14 protein-coding genes and 4 pseudogenes are annotated in these 18,518 nt (G+C 53.6%); 13 read left to right on the forward strand and 5 right to left on the reverse strand.

Annotated features, from left to right (window positions below; translation table 11 throughout):
- The 4 genes from ASD03_RS29410 to ASD03_RS29425 all read left to right on the forward strand — a co-directional run.
- Positions 1 to 275: hypothetical protein (locus ASD03_RS29410; RefSeq protein WP_244494713.1), on the forward strand; the 275-nt coding region annotated here is incomplete at both ends.
- Between the two features lie 312 nt (positions 276 to 587).
- Positions 588 to 974, forward strand: coding sequence for a transposase (locus ASD03_RS29415; protein WP_057217790.1), 387 nt, complete (start codon positions 588 to 590; stop codon positions 972 to 974).
- A gap of 68 nt (positions 975 to 1,042) precedes the next feature.
- A complete protein-coding gene (gene tnpB / locus ASD03_RS29420) occupies positions 1,043 to 1,315 on the forward strand; it encodes an IS66 family insertion sequence element accessory protein TnpB (protein WP_244494714.1) in 273 nt (90 codons plus the stop codon).
- A gap of 74 nt (positions 1,316 to 1,389) precedes the next feature.
- Positions 1,390 to 2,988 carry an IS66 family transposase gene (locus ASD03_RS29425; protein ID WP_057217794.1) on the forward strand — a complete coding sequence of 533 codons (1,599 nt, stop codon included), beginning with the start codon at positions 1,390 to 1,392 and terminating at the stop codon, positions 2,986 to 2,988.
- A 19-nt stretch (positions 2,989 to 3,007) separates the two neighbouring features.
- On the opposite strand, the pseudogene ASD03_RS29430 reads toward ASD03_RS29425, so the two are convergent.
- From ASD03_RS29430 to ASD03_RS29435, 3 genes and pseudogenes are all read right to left on the reverse strand, one after another.
- Positions 3,008 to 4,626, reverse strand: a pseudogene (locus ASD03_RS29430) (IS66 family transposase).
- Positions 4,627 to 4,689: 63 nt separating this feature from the next.
- Positions 4,690 to 5,037, reverse strand: coding sequence for an IS66 family insertion sequence element accessory protein TnpB (gene tnpB / locus ASD03_RS38305; protein ID WP_082557433.1), 348 nt, complete (start codon positions 5,035 to 5,037; stop codon positions 4,690 to 4,692).
- Positions 5,034 to 5,408: a transposase gene (locus ASD03_RS29435; protein WP_057217796.1), complete on the reverse strand. Its 375-nt coding sequence runs from the start codon at positions 5,406 to 5,408 to the stop codon at positions 5,034 to 5,036. The genes tnpB (ASD03_RS38305) and ASD03_RS29435 overlap by 4 nt, the downstream gene beginning before the upstream one ends.
- Before the next feature lie 519 nt (positions 5,409 to 5,927).
- On the opposite strand from ASD03_RS29435, the gene ASD03_RS29440 reads away from it, so the two are divergent.
- Positions 5,928 to 6,743, forward strand: a complete 816-nt coding sequence (locus tag ASD03_RS29440; RefSeq protein WP_057217797.1) for a hypothetical protein — start codon at positions 5,928 to 5,930, stop codon at positions 6,741 to 6,743.
- Between the two features lie 21 nt (positions 6,744 to 6,764).
- On the opposite strand, the pseudogene ASD03_RS38310 reads toward ASD03_RS29440, so the two are convergent.
- Positions 6,765 to 7,079, reverse strand: a pseudogene (locus ASD03_RS38310) (transposase); the annotation flags it as partial.
- Between the two features lie 178 nt (positions 7,080 to 7,257).
- On the opposite strand from ASD03_RS38310, the gene ASD03_RS39785 reads away from it, so the two are divergent.
- The 8 genes and pseudogenes from ASD03_RS39785 to ASD03_RS40825 all read left to right on the forward strand — a co-directional run.
- Positions 7,258 to 7,542, forward strand: a complete 285-nt coding sequence (locus ASD03_RS39785) for a hypothetical protein (RefSeq protein WP_162250544.1) — start codon at positions 7,258 to 7,260, stop codon at positions 7,540 to 7,542.
- A 55-nt stretch (positions 7,543 to 7,597) separates the two neighbouring features.
- Entirely contained in the window at positions 7,598 to 10,801 is a 3,204-nt protein-coding gene (locus tag ASD03_RS29450; RefSeq protein WP_057217801.1) for a glycoside hydrolase family 99-like domain-containing protein, read from the forward strand.
- Position 10,802: 1 nt separating this feature from the next.
- Positions 10,803 to 12,524, forward strand: a complete 1,722-nt coding sequence (locus ASD03_RS29455) for a glycosyltransferase family 4 protein (RefSeq protein WP_057217803.1) — start codon at positions 10,803 to 10,805, stop codon at positions 12,522 to 12,524.
- A gap of 3 nt (positions 12,525 to 12,527) precedes the next feature.
- Positions 12,528 to 13,655: a polysaccharide pyruvyl transferase family protein gene (locus ASD03_RS29460; RefSeq protein WP_057217805.1), complete on the forward strand. Its 1,128-nt coding sequence runs from the start codon at positions 12,528 to 12,530 to the stop codon at positions 13,653 to 13,655.
- A gap of 494 nt (positions 13,656 to 14,149) precedes the next feature.
- Positions 14,150 to 15,199: a glycosyltransferase family 61 protein gene (locus ASD03_RS29465; RefSeq protein ID WP_057217807.1), complete on the forward strand. Its 1,050-nt coding sequence runs from the start codon at positions 14,150 to 14,152 to the stop codon at positions 15,197 to 15,199.
- A 353-nt stretch (positions 15,200 to 15,552) separates the two neighbouring features.
- Positions 15,553 to 16,281, forward strand: coding sequence for a class I SAM-dependent methyltransferase (locus ASD03_RS29470; protein WP_162250545.1), 729 nt, complete (start codon positions 15,553 to 15,555; stop codon positions 16,279 to 16,281).
- A gap of 364 nt (positions 16,282 to 16,645) precedes the next feature.
- Positions 16,646 to 17,464: a methyltransferase domain-containing protein gene (locus tag ASD03_RS29475; RefSeq protein WP_057217811.1), complete on the forward strand. Its 819-nt coding sequence runs from the start codon at positions 16,646 to 16,648 to the stop codon at positions 17,462 to 17,464.
- Positions 17,465 to 17,858: 394 nt separating this feature from the next.
- Positions 17,859 to 17,990, forward strand: a pseudogene (locus tag ASD03_RS40825) (IS630 family transposase); the annotation flags it as partial.
- A 252-nt stretch (positions 17,991 to 18,242) separates the two neighbouring features.
- Here ASD03_RS40825 and istB read toward each other — a convergent pair.
- Positions 18,243 to 18,518, reverse strand: a pseudogene (gene istB / locus ASD03_RS29480) (IS21-like element ISRsp2 family helper ATPase IstB); the annotation flags it as partial.

The following is an 18,518-nucleotide window of genomic DNA, read 5'->3' on the forward strand; positions in this document are numbered from 1 at the left end:
CAACAATCACCTATGTCCGCACGCTCAAATATGTCGCCGAAATTCTCGGCGAGGATCCGGAGCTTCTCCGGGCAATCGTCTCCAACGATGATAACCTGACCTACGGCAGCATCATCAGCGTCTATAACGGGGAGGACGAATCCGTCACCGCTCTAACAGACGACGGCATGGAGGAATTGGAACAGATGCTCTCCTACGCCCGCCGTTCAACCGACGAATGGAACGACTTCCTCGACAGCTTTGTCGACGACGAGGAGCTGATCGCCCGCCTCAAANACAGATGCTCTCCTACGCCCGCCGTTCAACCGACGAATGGAACGACTTCCTCGACAGCTTTGTCGACGACGAGGAGCTGATCGCCCGCCTCAAAGCGAAATCTCCGCGGTAACAATCGGTCGGTTACGCCGTAGGTCAGGTTATCATCGTTGGAGACGATTGCCCGGAGAAGCTCCGGATCCTCGCCGAGAATTTCGGCGACATATTTGAGCGTGCGGACATAGGTGATTGTTGGTAAGCGGGTAGGCCATCCCACGTAGCGCGGTATCGAAAGATCGCTCATTTTCGGCATGAATCATGCGGAGAAACCTATGAGCGACAGTGTGAATCAGGCTCGTGCCTTTGAGGTTCTGACGGCGACACCAATACGGACGAGGCGCAAGCCACGAGATTGGCCGGATGCTGAGAAGGCTCGGCTGATTGCGGAGACAATGCTGCCGGGGGCGAATGTATCAGCGATCGCCCGCGCTGAGGGGCTAGATCCCTCGCAGCTTTACGGTTGGCGTCGCAAGGCATTGGCCTCGGGATCGGTGGTGCCCCTTTCGAAAGAGGCTAATGAAAGGGTTAGTTTTGCGCGCGTCGAAGCTGTTGCAAGTTCACCGGTGGAGATCGTCATGGGTGACGTCGTGGTGCGCGTGGCCGGAGATATCGAGCCGGATCATCTTGCCAAGATCCTACGGGCGGTGCGCAAGGCATGATTGCGTCTGGCGTTGTCGTTTACGTCTCCTGCCAACCGGTCGACTTTCGCAAGGGAGCGGCTTCGTTGATGGCTTTGGTCAGGGATGGCGGTCTCGATCCTTTCAATAGCGCCCTTTACGTGTTCCGTTCCAAACGGAAGGACCGTGTCCGGATCGTGTGGTGGGATGGCAGCGGGGTCTGTCTCTATTCGAAAGTTATCGAAGGAGATGGCTTTTGCTGGCCGGCAGCGACGGCGGCGCGCATCCGTCTGGATCATGCCCAGCTCATGGCCCTACTGGCCGGAATGGATTGGAAGAAGATCCGCCCGGCGACAATCAGGAGGCCGCTTTCGACGGGCTGAACCCATCCAAGAAATATCACGCATGTTACTGTAAACGCTAGGAAAAGATCACTATTTGTGATCTAGTTCCTGCTATGACGTTCTCTGCTTCGGACCTTCCTGACGACGTTGATGCACTCAAGGCGATGATCGTCGCCATGAGCGCAGAAGGCGCCGCTGCCCGAGCCGAGATCACCCGGCTTGAGGCGCTCAAGAAGGATACGGACGAGCGGATAGCCACTCTCACTGCGATTGTGAAAGTGCTTGAGCGGGCTCAGAAAGGCACGCGCTCGGAACGGCTGCGACTGGGGATCAACGACGATCAGATCGACTTTGCGTTCGAGGAAGTCGAGACCGGCCTGGCAGCGATCGACAGCGAGCTCGACCAGTCACGGAAAGACAAGCCGAAGCGGGAAGCACGCCCGCGCAAGAGCTTTGCCGCCCATCTCGAGCACATTGAGGAGGTCATCGAGCCTGAAATCCCCGAAGAATGCCGAGGGCTGGAAAAGGTTTTGATTGGCGAAGACCGATCAGAGCGGCTCGATGTCATCCCACCGAAGTTCAGGGTCATAGTTACCCGCCGGCCAAAATACGCGTTTAGGGGCCGTGACGGTGTGCTGCAGGCTCCAGCGCCTGGCCATATCATCGAAGCCGGGATTCCGAGCGAACGGCTCCTGGCTTACATCGCTGTATCCAAATACGCCGACGGCCTACCGCTCTACCGTCAGGAAACAATCTACCTGCGCGATAGCGTGACGCTGAGCCGCTCCTTGATGGCTCAATGGATGGGACATCTCGGCTTCGAGCTCAAGATCCTGGCCGATTACATCCTGGAGAAAATCAAGGCAGGTGAAAGGGTCTTTGCCGACGAAACGACATTGCCGACCCTGGTGCCTGGTTCGGGAAAAACAATGACGGCATGGCTGTGGGCCTATGCACGTGATGATCGGCCGTTCGGGGGATCAGGGCCACCAATGGTCGCCTATAGATTTGAAGACAGCAGAGGTGGGCGCTGTGTGGCCCGTCACCTGAGCGGCTTCAACGGCATTCTCCAGGTTGATGGGCACGGCGCCTATACGAGCATGGTCAAAGAGCAGGTCAAGGCCGGCAGCAACGAAACCATCACGTTGGCCGGGTGCTGGGCGCATGTCAGGCGCAAATTCTACGAACTGCATATCGGTGGTATCAATCACGCCGCGACAGCCTCGGTGAAGGCGATGAGCGAGTTGTGGAAGGTCGAGGACGAGATCCGGGGAAAGGATGCCAACCTCCGTGCTGCCGCACGACAAGAGCGGTCTGCGGCCATTGTCGCCAACCTTTTTGACATCTGGGAAAAGGAGCTGGCGAAGGTCTCTGGCAAGTCCAAAACCGCGGAAGCGATCCGCTATGCAATGACCCGCCGACAATCTCTGGAACGCTTTCTCGGTGACGGCCGCATCGAGATCGACTCCAATATCGTCGAGCGCGCAATCCGTCCCCAAACGATCACACGGAAGAATAGTCTATTTGCCGGAAGCGAAGGCGGTGGCAACACATGGGCCACGATCGCCACGCTTTTGCAGACAGCTAAAATGAACAACGTCGATCCGCTCGCCTGGCTGACACAGACCTTAGTTCGCATGGCCAACGGATGGCCCGCGCAGGATATCGACGCTCTGATGCCGTGGAACTTCGAGTCGAGCGTGGTCGGCTAACCGCTTACGATTGTTGCCATTAGGCTGCCTCGGCGCGGATGGTGGCGACAGGTGACCAATGCCAAGGAAGCAGTTCGTCGAGGCGATTGATCTTGTGATCCTGAATGCGGTCGAGCACGTCGGCGAGATAGGCCTGTGGGTCAATTCCATTCATCTTTGCCGTCTCGATGATCGTCATGGCACGCGCCAGGGTCTCCGCGCCGGTGTCGGCTCCTGCGAAGAGCCAATTGCGTCTTCCGACGCCTATCGGACGCAGGGCGCGCTCAGCGGTATTGTTGTCGATGGCGACACGACCGTCGTCCAGAAACAGGCAGAACGAGGACCACCTGCTCAGGCCATACCGGAAGGCTTGAGCCAAATCGCCCTTGCCTGGAATGCGGGTCAGTTGCGCTTCGGCCCAGACGCGGAATGCTTCGACCTTTGCTTTACTGTGCTTCTGACGTGCGGCAAGGCGGATATCGGCAGGTTGACCGGCAATGTCACGTTCGATGTCGTAAAGCGCGCCGATACGATCGAGAGCCTCGCGTGCGATCTCGGATTTGTTCGATGTCCAGTTATCATGGAAGTCGCGGCGCCAATGCGCCCAACAGGCTGCTTCCCGAAAGCGGCGCGCGCCATCTGCTCCAGCTTCATAGAGCTTTCCGTACCCTTTGTAGCCATCGGCCTGAAGGATACCGCTTGCCTGCCGGAGATGACGATGGACGTGTTCTTGCTTCCAGTCCGGGGCGAAGTAGTAGACCGCCCCAGGCGGGGCAGCACCCGCCCATGGACGTTGATCTCGGACATATGTCCAGATCCTGCCTTTCTTCACGCCTTTACCCAATCCCTTGTCTCGTAGCGAACGATCCAGCACCCGGATCGGGGTGTCGTCGGCATGGAGGAGGTCACTGCCCATGATCGCCGCTTCGATCCGCTCGAGCGGCTGGAGCACCTGCATGGCACGACACACCAATCGACCAGTGTGCTATCGGGGATATCGGCGCCCATGCGGGCGAAGATCTCGTTCAGACGATACAGTGGCAGATGGTCGTCGAACTTGGAGACCAGGATGTAGGCCAGAAGACCGGCGCCCGCCATGCTGCCCGGTATCGGACGGCTGGGTGCCGGCAACTGCACCATCTTTTCGCAGCAGCGGCAGGACTTCTTCAATCGAGCGACCTCGATGACCTTCATCTGCGCAGCGATCATGTCGAGGATTTCGCTGACGTCTTCGCCAACAAGGCGCAGTTCACCACAGCATTCGGGGCAACAGGTGCCAGGATCGAGTTCTTTTCGCTCGCGAGCTGCCTTTTCCGATACCCGCGGCCGGCGGCGCGTGACCTTTGCGGGCGCGTCTTGCGAGGCTATCGCCGACCCGGCTTCCTCGGCTTCATAGATCGGCGCCGTCTTGCTCTCCGCCGCAGCGATCAAGAGATCTTCAAGCGCCAGTTCCAGTTGCTGGATTTCCCGCTCGATCTTTTCCGAGGACTTGCCGAAGACCTGTTTCTTCAGCTCGGCGATGCGCAGCCGCAGTTCGCCGATCAATTGGTCGTGCGCCTGCAACGTCGCCGACATCTTCGCATTTTCCGCCTGCAGGGCGGCGATCATCGCCTTCAGGAAGGCCGGATCATCGGGAAGATTTTGGCTCGCGTTCGACATGAACCTGACTAGCATAAGCCAGGAGGAATATCCATAAAAACAAGCAGATTCAGAGGGATAAAATCAACCGACACGTGCCGGCGGGGCGCCCCATTTGGGACGTCGCCAATCAATCCCTTCCCACAACATCGCCAGTTGCGCGGTTGTCAGTCGGGCCGTTCCATCTGCTGCTGAAGGCCAGGGAAAACGCCCCCTCTGCAAAATTTTGTAATACAGACAGAAGCCCTGGCCATCAAAATACAGAAGTTTCAGGCGGTCGCCACGCCGTCCCCGAAAGGCGAAGACTGCACCTCCCGTCGGCTTCTGGCGTAGCACATCCTGCGCAAGCGCAGCCAGGCCCTCAACTCCTTTGCGCATGTCCGTGATCCCGCAGGCGAGATACACTCGAACACCGGTTCCTGGTCCAATCATGCTGCTTCAACCGCTCGGATGAGCCGAGTCAGGACCGCGGCATCGACCCCACTGTCGAAGCGAAGGCTGCGCCCATCGTTCAACCGCAACTCGATCAGTGCGGGTGCGCGCGCAACGTCCTCACGCACGAGCGGGGCGTCGTCCATGGCGGACATGTCTACGGGAAGGAAGACCGTATCGGCCGTGGGCGGCGACAACCCCTTCTTCTTCAGCTCATGCCGCCAGGCGTAAATCTGCTGCCGGCTCACATCGTGCCGATGCGCAACCTCAGTGACCGTCGCACCGTCGAGCCCAACCGACATGACAATGTCGAGCTTCTTCTCGTCACCCCAACGCCGCCGCCGTTCCTGACCAAGAATTTCGACACGCATCCCATACCTCGCCTAAGACACGTCATCAGCGATGTCGTTTCGTAAGCGCGATTTTCCCCGCACATTGACGCGGACGATTAGACGGATCGCCTTGGCGTTGGGAACCAGGCGGTGGCAGTTTTTGCGAAGTTGAAGGGCAACAGGTCATCAGCATGACGGGCTCTACCAAAATTTGGAGGAAGATCAGGGATCTCAGGTCATCAATTTTGCGAAAGTCGAGGCACTACCAAAACGCCTCACCTCCAAGCTGATGGTTTTGCGTTATACTGCGTTCGCTCGTTTTGCAGATCTGCTCGAACTGCAGATTAGCATTTAGAATCTTCATGGCCGACCTTCGTTGACGATGAGCTCGCCTATCTTGTCAGAAAAAAATTGTGGACCATAAAGTGGACAGCCTGACATTGCTGTTTTTGTTCCCTCGTAGCGAACATTGAGGAAAAATCTCTTGTTCTTATTCTGCGAAGCGAGATAAATCACGCAGGTCCCGTTGTGCCACCGAGTGACAGAAACGCATTATCTATGATCATTTACGAAGACGATGAAATTATTACCCACTTCGACGGACGCGGTGGAGACACCATTGTTATCAGCTTTGCTCACATGGACTTCCCCACGGCCGGCCGGCGCTATTGGGGATCGCAACCGCTCGAGAAGTTAGGCCTCTCAGCTATCGGCATCGTTTCAAAGCGAAACGTCTGGTATCCGCCGTCAATCATGGCACCGGTCCTGGACAGCATTTCAAACGCAACCGCTTTGTTCCAGCGCGTCCTCATATACGGGTTCTCGATGGGAGGTTACGCTGCACTTAAGTATAGCAAGTCGCTGCACGCAGACACAGTGATTGCTCTCTCTCCACAGGCATCAATTGACCCGGATGATGACGTTGGGGGGGTATATCGCAGTTTTTTCATAGAACCTCTCCATGCGAAAACTGGTATCACTTCATTAGATGTCTCAGGGAACGCTTACCTTTTCTATGATCCCTATCAGGAAGGGGACTCTTGGTCGGCGCGGTTTGTTGCGGATGCATATCCCCCGATTCATCTCATCAAAGTCCCTCGAGCACAACACGAAACTATCGATCTCTTCGCGAGCACACAAGCGCTCGAGGAGCTTTTCAGTTACTGCGCAGCGGGCGATATATCTGGCTTACACTCGCTTGTGACAAAGCGCCGCCGGCTCACATGGCGTCGCGTCGAAGCTGTTACAGGCTATGCAATATCCCGCAATCGGGACTTTGGATGGCGCCTTGTTTCAAGTAATCGCGACAAAGTCACCGACTATATCGTGGGCCTTTTAGCTAGGAGGTACGGTCCATCGCCTTTCGAGCCGTGAAGAACAACACCGAAGCTAACTTTCAAGCGACTCTTTGAGAATTTCGCCTTCCATCGTCTTCTTGCTGAGCAAGCGCTGCAGCTCTTTGACCTAGTGCTGAAGGGCGCCCGGATGCCGGAACGACATCCTCTTCTGCCGCGGTTGCCGTCAATGCACGTTGGGTAGCGAGCTTGCGCCAGGTGAACTACTGGTTCGGCTGGTTGCCATAACACCGAGCAACAATGCTGACTGTCGCATCCGGGTCTCTCGGTTGATGGCAAGCTTCTCGGCGGTCGACCAGCGACGCCGCCGCTCTGGGCCGCACAGGACTTCTATCTTAGAATTACGACTGGTCATAATGGGCACATTACCTCGCACAGCAAGTGGGAGATCCTGTCCCGTCATTTATGGGGCCGTTACATTCACATACTGGACAGGCGCGCTTTGTCCGCATAGAAATGCCCCCCGACAAAAAAGATTCAGTCCATATGACGAAACTGTCACTGATCGACTTATGTCTACAATGGAGCTTAAATTGGATGATATTTCCTTAAAGAATCTACTGAAATCAAATTTGCTGTTTGACAGTGATTGGTACCTAAACAACAACAAAGATGTGCAGGACTCCGGTATAGACGCTGTCGAGCATTACCTTCTTTATGGGTGGAAAGAAGGTCGAAATCCATCTTTTTACTTTAACAACGATTTTTACATCGACTGCAACAGTGATGTCGCAAGCTCCGGAATGAACCCTTTAGTTCACTATGTCCTCTATGGAAAAAACGAGCGCAGAGCCATCAGGTGCATCACCAACCGATGAGATCAAGACTCTTAATAGTTCGAACTTTAGAGTCGTTTTCAAAGAGCAGAATACAATGATTAGGTATATTGCCTTCTACCTCCCACAGTTTCATCCGATAGAAGAGAATGACAATTGGTGGGGGAAAGGTTTCACCGAGTGGGCAAATGTAACCACGGCCACCCCGCAGTTTCCCGGGCATCAACAACCTAGACTCCCAAAAGGAATGGGCTTTTATGACGTGCGGGTACCGGAAACGCGCAACGAACAATTCCGCGTGGCGCGCAAACATGGCATCGATGCTTTCTGTTACTACTATTACTGGTTCAACGGACGAAGACTTCTCAATCGACCCTTAGATGACGTCATGCAAGAAAAGGTTGATCCTTTCCCATTTTGCATCTGCTGGGCCAATGAAAATTGGAGCCGAAGGTGGGATGGCCAAGAAAACGATATTCTGATCTCGCAGGAACACGATCTCGCTAGTGACGTCGCGTTCATTCATGATGTCCTCCCTGTTCTGACCTCCCCAAACTATTTGCGGGTTGATGGAAAGCCGATTCTGCTAATCTACCGCGCCGACCGTTTGCAAGACGCGAACGAAACAACCCAGGCGTGGCGCGCTGAGGCGATAAAGGCTGGCCTTCCTGGACTGCATCTCGCCGCAGTCCAGTCCTTCGGGTTAAATGACGTAAGGGAATTCGGCTTTGATTCGGCCGTTGAGTTTCCTCCTCACTTTCTCCATCACTATGGGCCATTACCAAGAAACATTGCTGGAGAAGTCGTCACTTCCCCGGAATTCAAAGGATTCGTCCATGAATATGAAGATGTTGTGAATTATGCACTCTCGCGTCCAGACGAGCCATACAGACTTCATCGAGGACTTATGTGCGCCTGGGACAACACCGCGCGACGCAAGCAGGCAGCGACCGTATTCCACCGACCATCTCCGTTTCTCTACGAGGAATGGCTAACGGAACTGACGCGTCAAGCCCATGTCAGGTCGGACAACACTTCAACCGACCAACTCGTCTTCATTAACGCGTGGAACGAATGGGCAGAGGGCAGCGTCCTTGAACCCTGTACAGTCTATGGCAATTCATTTCTGTTGGCGACATCGCGCGCGAAGGATCGGGGTCGGGCTGCGGCTTATCTTCCAAGTCTTCATCCCAATCAAATTGTTTTTCCACACGCAGGCACCTACGAAAGCGAGCCGATTGTCTTGATCGGACATGACGCTGAGCGGAACGGTGCGCAGATCAACCTGTTGCATTTCGCGCGAGTACTTAGATCGCGCGGCGTGCCGTTAACAATTCTGCTTCTGGGTGGGGGACCTTTGCTCGATGAGTATCGTCGCGTTGCTCCTACTTTCGTCAAAGACAGGGCATTCGCCAGCCGGCCTGAATGTATAGAGTTTTTCAAAGGTCTCCATGCTCGAGGTTACAGGCGCGCCATTACAAACACTGTGGTCACCGGCTCGGTTATCAAGTCGATGAAGGATGAAGGGTTTACGGTTGTCAGCCTAGTCCATGAGCTACCTAATATTATCTTAGAATCCGGTCTCAGTGATCTATTTGGAGCCATCACGCAATTTGCAGATGTTGTCGTTTTCGCGTCGAAAGAGATCCAAAATCAGACCGATAGGATAACCCCCACGCCGGGCAACAAGGCCGTAATCCTGCCTCAAGGATGCTACCGTAAGCTGCATTCTTCTGACCGGAATGCGATCAATGATGAGCCAAGGCTGTACTGGAGGCGATTGGGAATCCCCGACGATGCAAAAGTAGTCGTTGGTGTGGGATATGGCGATAAGCGAAAAGGCATCGACATGTTCGCTCTGATCGCCCAACAGACCTACTTTGTGGACAAAACCGTTCACTTTGTCTGGATAGGTGATATCGAGACTGACATGCGGAAGGGCATCCTTGCGCAAATGGCTAATGTCGGCTGGAGGGGACAATTGCACTTGATGCAGTTCACGACTGAAGTAAATCGTGCGCTATTAACCGCTGACGCCTTCCTCCTTACTTCGCGTGAGGACCCCTTCCCAACGGTTGTTTTAGAGGCCCTGGATGCCGGAACACCAGTGATAGCTTTCAAAGATGCGGGTGGTATCGCGGATCTCGGTCAAACCGGCTTCGTCAGGCTGGTGAATTATCTAGATACTAGAGCTATGCAGGATGAGCTTCTCCGTACCCTCAAAGATATCGAGTTTCAGGCTATGGTGCGAAAAAACGCGCCTAACTTCATAGCGGAGGAATTCGACTACGGGCGCTACGTTGACGAAGTCTGCCGCCTAATCATGCCTGGTGCGCAAGTCGGGGGGATATCCAGAGCCGGTCTTCGAGCCACATTACTTCGAAACCCGCCGAAAATCTCTGTGGTCGTTCCAAACTACAATGCAGGTAGCTTCTTAAAAGCAAGACTTGCCAGCATACAATATCAAACGGTGCCTCCGCAGGAGGTAATCCTGCTTGACGATGCGTCGACCGACGAAAGTCGGGATTTTTTGAAAACGTATTGTGATGAAGGTGAACTGGTATGGAAGATTGATCTCGCGGCAAAGAATAGTGGATCTCCGTTCATTCAATGGAGCAAAGGAATCTATGAGTGCACAAATGATTTGGTGTGGATTGCCGAGTCGGACGACTTCTGCCGTTTGGATTTCATTGAGGCACTTGCACCAGTCTTTTCCGATCCGGATGTCGTCCTGGCGTACGCTCACTCCGTTCCGGTTGGCGAAAACTCCGAGCGGCTGAACTTCAACTACGACCAATATCTCGCGGATGTGGACCCAACGCTTTGGAAGCGTTCGTTCAAGATGGATGGATCATTCTTTGCTTCGGAGTATCTTACCAGCCGCAACACGATCCCAAATGCGAGTGCCGTTATTGTTCGCAGGAGTGCAGCCCTGCCTATCATGGACGAGATCGTAAAGTATAGAGCTTGCGGAGATTGGTTGTTCTACTTCCGGCTCGCACACAAAGGTAAGGTTGCGTTCATCCCGGAGGTGCTTAACTTTCATCGGCGCCATGGAAAAAGCGTGATTTCGAAATCGGAAAAAGACCAAGCCTATCTCGAAGAGCTACTGATGTTTGCGAAAGCTGTTCTAAATGAGCCGTCTGAGATGGCTTCGCTCAAACGTCGTCGCGAACTTATTCGACGAATTGAAAGCGAATATCAGAGGCACAGAACGCCTGAAATGGCCGAGGAAATTGCCAAGAATGCGCGATACTCCCGCGCATTCAAAATGCTTGTTGGTTTAGTTGAAGGACACTGAAATGGCGCAGAGACTACGTGTTGCCGTACTCGTGGGCGATTTTGGTGTTGGTGGCGGCCAGATTGCGGCATTTCGTCTCGCCGCGTCTCTGTCGAAGAAACATGATGTTTTTCTCGTTAATGCGCGGCCCTGGATAAAGTCCGATTTTGTTGACTCTGACTGGCCATCTGTGAGCCTAATTGACACTTCTGGCAGCGAACGGGACACACTCGCACCGCAGCTTGCAGACAAGTTTTTGGAACTGAAGATCGATCTCATTCACTCGCACATCTGGTGGGCAGATCGCTTAGCGATACAGATTAAAGAACTGATCGATTTACCGTGGGTCACGACGCTGCACGGCTGCCAAGAGTTTTTATTCTCGGCGCCGAGTTCAGATCCCCAATTTTGGCCTTTCGTACGAGAGTTCTATCAAAAGATAAATGGCATCGCATATCTAAGCGCCAAAAATCTCGTTGGAGCTAGGACACTTGGCCTATTGCCATTCGTGCCCGTGAAACAGATCTACAATTGCTTGCCCAACGATCCGGCTCAACCTAAACAGGCCGAAAAGAACCCACCTGTCATCAAGTTCGTCTTGGCCTCGCGGGCCATTGCTGAAAAGGGGTGGGACACGGCACTAGAGGCTTTGGCGCTGGTCGAAAAGACGCGTCCTGGTCAAAGTCAATTGCTGCTCGTAGGTGACGGTCCGTTTTATGACACCGCGCGGGCCCAGGCATCAAAGTTGGGTCTCGCCGAGAAGGTTACATTCACTGGCCATGAACCCAACCCAATGAAGATTATGCGTGAGTGCCACGTCGGGCTACTTCCATCTCGATTTACTTCCGAAAGCTTGCCAAATAGTGTCGTCGAATATCTGGCCAGCGGATTGCCCGTCATCGGGTCGGAACGCGGTGAGATCGCCAATATGATCGAGAGGGGACCGATTCCCGCAGGCGTCATCCTTCCAAAGGTCGATGGAATACAACTTGCGCACGATCTAGCTGCCGCCATGATCGAATATATCGATAAACCAGCATTGCGCGAACTTCACGCCGAAAATGCCAGTATGCGATACAGGGCGCTCTTCAGCGAAGAGAAAGCATCTTCTGCTTATACCGCGCTCTATTATTCCACCATAGGCTCCTGCTCAGGCGCAAGCCGGCGAGCAATAGCAGAGAACTTGCCGCGCTTCTCTCAAGATGTTGAAGCAATTACTGAATCTGAACCAGATATTAGCATCCTCCTGCCCGAAGGAAAACGCATAGAAATACTGCCCCTCGACAAGCAGCTCTCCGAACGAATACCTACGGACGACAATTATGTACAAGGTGAGTTCGTCTATTTTGACAAGCACACCGGTAGCGTTGTCATTCAGCCGCACCCACTAGGTCCAGTGTGGGCCTCAATTGGATCTTTCGAGCATGTTGCATTAGGAGCGTCGACTGCTAAGGTCAAACTCAAATTTGTCGGCGCGCGTGAAATAAATATTGCACATGTATGCGCTACATTGGCGATCGCTGAGAACGATAGAATTGATCTAAATCGATTAGAGTCCCTCGAAGGTAAAGTTGAAGTGCTCTTACAAGAGAAGGACAGCATTGAGGTTGAGTTAGCGTTACCTGGGTATGAACGGTGGCATCTCATTTGCGGTATCCAAATGAAAAACAACGACCTAGCCGCCTATTCTGCGGTGAGCATAACCTCCATAGTAACCGTAGAAAGCCATAAGGACAGTAACTAGCATATGAAACGCCCATATTTTGTGAGCCTTTTCCCTTACGAGGATATCGATGTAAGGGGCAACTTGAGCGACCTCATGCAAAAGGTCGGCAGAAACACCGGCAATCTATTGTTTACCTGCGCTTTGCACCGAATTGTTCGGACGGAAGCGTACGCATCAGGTTATAGCTTCGACCCCAAAGAGGTCGCGGAACGCCATGATGGCATTATCGTGTCGGCGGCCAACTGGCTTTCGTCAAGCTTCGACATGACGCCCTTGGTTGAGCTGATCGAACAAACGCAGCTACCCGTGATTATTGTGGGTATTGGCGCGCAGTCACCGAATGCTTCTGTCATCCCAAAATTAACTGAAAGCACGGAACGTCTGGTCAGAATCGCCTCGGATACAAGCGCTACCATTTCTGTTAGGGGAGACTTTTCTGCCCATGTCTTGGAACGTTATGGCATAAAGAATGTTCGGGTGACTGGTTGTCCCTCATTGCTTTGGCATTACGGCGCTCCCATTTCGGTGGAGAAGAAAACGTCCATTCCAAAGAAGCTGACACTTCATTCGACGCGGCACGACTTAGGTTTCCTGCGTCAGCAACACACGCCAGAGCATCGATTGAATTTGCATCTCTATCGAGTTGCTATTCGGCAAAAGCACGACCTTGTTTTGCAATCTGAAACACCAGATATGGCGGCCATTATCGGCGACACTGTCACAGAGGCGATGACACGCGAACTTTATGAGGTGTACGGCGGGCTGGAGCATGAAATCGTTGCAAAATTCCTCAGCCAGAATGGGAAGTTGTTCTTTGGCGTAGAGCAGTGGGTTTCTTATCTTAGCCAGCGCGATTTCGTGGTCGGAACGCGTATACACGGCTGTGTGGCATCTATTCTGGCAGGGACGCCAACACTTCTCATTGCCCACGATTCCAGGACCGAGGAGATGGCTGTGACCCTTGGTGTGCCGTTTATTAGGGTAAGTGACATTGATATCGACAGAGGAATTGATTGGCAGGTTTTATATGAGATGTGTGATGTTGGCGTCTTCGAGAGGAAATACCCCAACTATCTAAGTGGCTTTTCGGAGTTCTTCAAGGAAAACGGTTTGGTATCAAACCTGGGCGCTGGCACCTCGATGCGCTAAGTCGCGTGGGTTTTGGAATGATGCGTTTTTGACGAACGGCTACAGCGACGTAATCATCTGTGACATTGCCCACCGCGGCTCTCTTATGTTTGACCTGCCCCTGAATCTTCATCCAGCTGCGACTAGAGCCTCGGCGGCCCGATCGGGCCCGAAATAAAGATCGGGCACAACGCGGGATACTCGTGGCGTTCCGAGCAACATGTTGTATGTCCTTCGCGTTGGCTGCCTGTGGAACTTCGTCCTTGGCGCTTCGCACCATGCGCAAATTGGGGACTCTAAGTTGTCACCGGAGAAGTTGCCGTCGGTCGGCGAGGGATATATGGGTGCGCGCGGTTCTTTCGAGTGTGGAGCAGGATGTTAGATAGCGCTGCCTTCGAAAGCTTGGAGGCGCCGCTCCATCGTTTTCCGCGACGGTTCAGCAATTCGCAAATGGTCATTGAAAAATGGCAGCCATCAAATACTAATGGCCCGAGATAGGGGAGAATCGTGGCTGAATGGTTGAACTTGTAAGTATTCGCGATATCCATCATGTGGCCGTCGCAACCGAGGAATCGCCACCATTCTTCGCGTCCCCGCCGAAGGTGACGCATTTGGATTTTATCCCCTTGAAGTGCCACTCTGCTATGGCGCCGGCTTGGTACACCCGTAACTTTCCAGCGAGCAATATTACGATTGACAAGGTTTTTGACGTGTTTGTGACCTCCGAAGGACTTGCTCTGACGCGGGACGGCAGAATTATTGCGGAAACGGTCACGCAGCACTCCTTGCCTGAGCAAGAACAAGCAGTCGAACACGTAGCTAAGGGTGGCAGTCCGACAGTAATCGATACCTCTTGTTTGCTCATGAGAAAGCGTGGTGACAGCAACTATGGTCACTGGTTAATCGAAATACTACCAAAGCTCGGTATCGCGCGATCTCATTGTCATGTATCTGGCCTTGCTATACCTCTCTTGGAGGGAGCGATGCGCCTGACGGTGCACGGTTCTTTGAAAATTGCGGATTCACTGGTCACTACGCCTCGCTACGAGCTCGCCAAGGAATCATTGTATTTCTTCAGAGAACTTATCGTTGTATCAGGTGCCACAAACCACGGCGTATTTATGTCGCCGCTTGTCGTTGGTGAGATCAAGCGCCTGACAGAGGGGATGCGCGGAGAACGAGCGGGAAAAATTTTTGTCTCTCGGAGGGGAGCAAATCGAACTCTTGCGAACGAAGACGTTATCGAGAGAGAATTGGCGGTCCGCGGCTTCGAGATCGTTCACCCAGGCAGTATGACATTCGAGGAGCAGATTCGCGCTTTCCTCAATGCAAACATTGTTGTTGGAGTAATGGGGGCAGGCTTGACGAACATGGTTTTCGCACAAACGGGTGCGAAGATAGTCAACTTGGCACCAGCTGCCATGCCAGACACGTTCTTCTATTTCCTCTCGGTACATCGCGAGCAGCGCTACCATGAAATCCGTGGCAAGAATGTTAGCGGTTCTGATTCATGGGAAGAGCGTTTTGACGTTTCGCTGGATGATATTCTTGAAGCCGTTGCTTGAGCCATGAAAACTCTTCGCGGACTGGTCGCAAGTGCCGGATGCTTAATCGATCTGAGGTGCCAACAGGTGCCCAATAAGTCGCTGCTCTCGATGCTGTGCCGTCCATGATCAACCGCATTCGTCACGACTTCGTTGGCGTGAGGATGCGACGCGCTCTTGAAGTACTCGATCATATTACGGTCCCGAAAGTACGAACAGGGACAGACCGACGCACGGCGTCCGTTTGAGAGTGGACCGGCAATTTTAACCTCAAATCGCCGAGAAAGAAGAATAAGCACCACAGCCCCAGCTTGAAGTTAAAATCGACGTGCGATTACATGGGCGTTCACCTAGCTTCAAGGGGAGCAAACTACGTGATCCGTTCATCAACACTTGAATATCTACAAGATACAACAGATGGAATCCCTGGATGGATGATACCGTATGCCGGTCGTGTCACCGCCGAATTGTTGGCGAAGCAAGTCGAGATGGCAGTCGAGGGCTCGCTGCTGGAAATTGGCGTGTACGGCGGTAAATACTTGTCAGTGATTTACGACGACGCACGCACAACAGGTTCGCTGGTTCTTGCAATCGACCCCTTCGAGCATTTCACGCCGGATCAGATTGCCGGAGCTATGAGGACTCGAGCAGATGACAAGCTCTTGAAGTTCATCAAGGCGTACTCGACAGATGTTAACTCGACAGAGTTGGCGGGCATGCTCGGTGGCCGCTGCCGCTTCGCAAGCATTGATGGATCGCACTATGCCGCTGACGTCGGATGGGATATTCAGATCGTTTATGACAACTTGCATCCCCAGGGCATAATTTCAGTGGACGATTTCCTGAACACCGAGTGCCTTGGCGTGGTTGAAGCGGTGGGCCGATTCCTCGAGCGCAAGCCCAACCTTGCGCCCTTTCTGTTTACTTCGAACAAGCTGTTCATGTGCCCTTTGCGAGCAGTAGATACGTATAAGAAAGCTATTATGGAGTTCGCCCGGCGTGCACCCGACGTGGGGGGTAACGAGCGCTTCACGACGTCTCACGACCAAAACCCTCTCTGGGGTTCGACTGAGTTTTATGGGCATCGGCTGTTCGTTATCTGATGTAAACCAGATTGACTATAAAGGCATCTCGTCGATGCATCTGGTTACCAGGTGTAAAACCATAGCTCAGTTCACGTTAGGAAGCGGCAGTCGCCTATGGTTGGGGGGGCTGAACGTATCTGTTGCCGCGATTGCGCTTCCATTTGCTCAGCGAGTTGGCGACGGTTCGAGATATCATTGATGTCACGATGTCTAGGATCGTCACCATCCCACCCACCGTCTGGTTGCTTGAAGCACTTCCTGGCTGGAGCTGCACTTTGGGCTAGTGGGGAAAGTGCTCGACAAAGGGAACGGCGCAGCCTATTCGATGTGCAAGTGTGTCAGAGGTTAAATGGTGCCACGTGATGTGTGGGGAGCGTGCAGAATGCTGAGGCGGGTACTTGCACAGTGGCGCAATCAGCCACCTTTGAGCGATCGGCAAATATCTTCTCTCTTCTCCCAGATGTCAGAGGATCTGACGAGCGAGTTCAATGTTGAGCTGTTTTCCAAGTACACCGTGGAACAGCGCGAGTATTTCGCACTTAAGACAGGCAAGCTTGTCCTCTACCTTGGGCATGAGGTTTCGCTTGTTCTTAAGGCCGAGGAGGATGCGGCGCTAGCCGCCGCTCCCAGAGGTTATGAACTCTCTCAGCTACAGGGTTTGAACATCGGCTGCGGTGCTCGGACCATTTCACCCTACCTTCTACCAGTTGACATAATGAGAAAGGGCCTGTTCGGATCAGCTTCTGGTGAGCACGGCCAGCTCTGCGAGTCCGCCTTTCTAGCATTGTCGAATGATCTACCATTCAAGCCAAATTCGGTCGACTACATCGTCGCGCTACACATGCTTGAGCATGTGGAAGAACCCGTTGAAGTGCTCAAGCATTGGTTAGATATAGTTAAACCAGGCGGTGGTGTCGGCATTGTTGTGCCGCATTGGCAATACACTTGGGATGCTCGCAACGACGACGCGCCGTATGGCCATAAATGGAATCCGACGCCTGCGCTCATTCAGCGGCTGTATGATGAGCATCTGGCCGATCTTTGTGAGCTGGAGACTCTGGATACCTACTGTTACAAAATTTCGTTTGACTTTGTCCTTCGAAAGCCAGGGGAATTTTCCAGATTTGAGGTGCCACCGATTAGCGCCATGAGGACTGGGAAGCGTCGCCTGGGTGAAGGGACCTTCCTTCACGGCGAATAACATCGCGCGGTATGACTGCGAAGCACAAGCCGCCGATTTCGTTGGATATTGCAGACAAGCAATTTCACAAACTGTGAGTTTCTATGTCTGCGGCTAGCTCTGGAGCGTAAGCATGCGGCAAAGGCGCAGTCTGAAGGACTTTCAGACTTTTCGGCGTGATTTGCGGGCCCACTTTGCGGCCAGTTCGTCGACGGCTTTGTCGAGTTCGGCGAAGTTGGTCTTTTCCGGATTGTAATCTTTTCTGCCCCATCATTCGACGAGTTCGGCGTGCCGCTCGTGGGTCGGATCAGCGAGAGCCTCGCGGAACTCCTGATACCAATCCTCACTGATGTTGACTCACGGGATTCCCAAAAGCCGACGAATCTGAATCGATGGTGCAAACAGGAGGTTTGCGATGGGTTCAGCGGTTTCGTTACGGGCGGATTTTGATGGGGAGAGGCTGCGTCTTTTGGCCCGACAGACAAAGGATGCCAGCCAAGCTCGTCGGCTCTTGGCGCTTGCCTCGATCTATGACTGCGCGCTTCGCAAAAGCTGGACAGTGATTCCGCTAAATCCCGGACGGCGCTTTCACTAAAGTCCGGACAGTTTGACGAGGTTGGTCCTCGGCAGCCTGGTTACCATCTGCTCGGTGGCAACTGGAAGATCCGGCCGGCGGCTGGCCTCTTGTTCCGNTGCGCGCTTCGCAAAAGCTGGACAGTGATTCCGCTAAATCCCGGACGGCGCTTTCACTAAAGTCCGGACAGTTTGACGAGGTTGGTCCTCGGCAGCCTGGTTACCATCAGGGTTGATTGATTTCGCCGTTTTCTGCAGCCGTCAAGAGGGGAGCGCTTTTTTGCTTTCGCATGCTCTCGCCCCGGAGGGTGATGCGGTGAGCATTGTGCACGATGCGGTCGAGTATGGCGTCGGCGACGGTGCTGTCGGCAATAAGGTCGTGCCAGCTTGCCACGGGGACTTGTGCTGTGATCAGGGTGGATTTTCTCTGATAGCGCTCCTCGACGATTTCGAAGAGGTGGAAGCGCTGCTGATCGGAGAGCGCATGTGTTCCAAAGTCATC

It is taken from the genome of Ensifer sp. Root127, from assembly GCF_001425225.1.
GTDB lineage: Bacteria > Pseudomonadota > Alphaproteobacteria > Rhizobiales > Rhizobiaceae > Ensifer > Ensifer canadensis.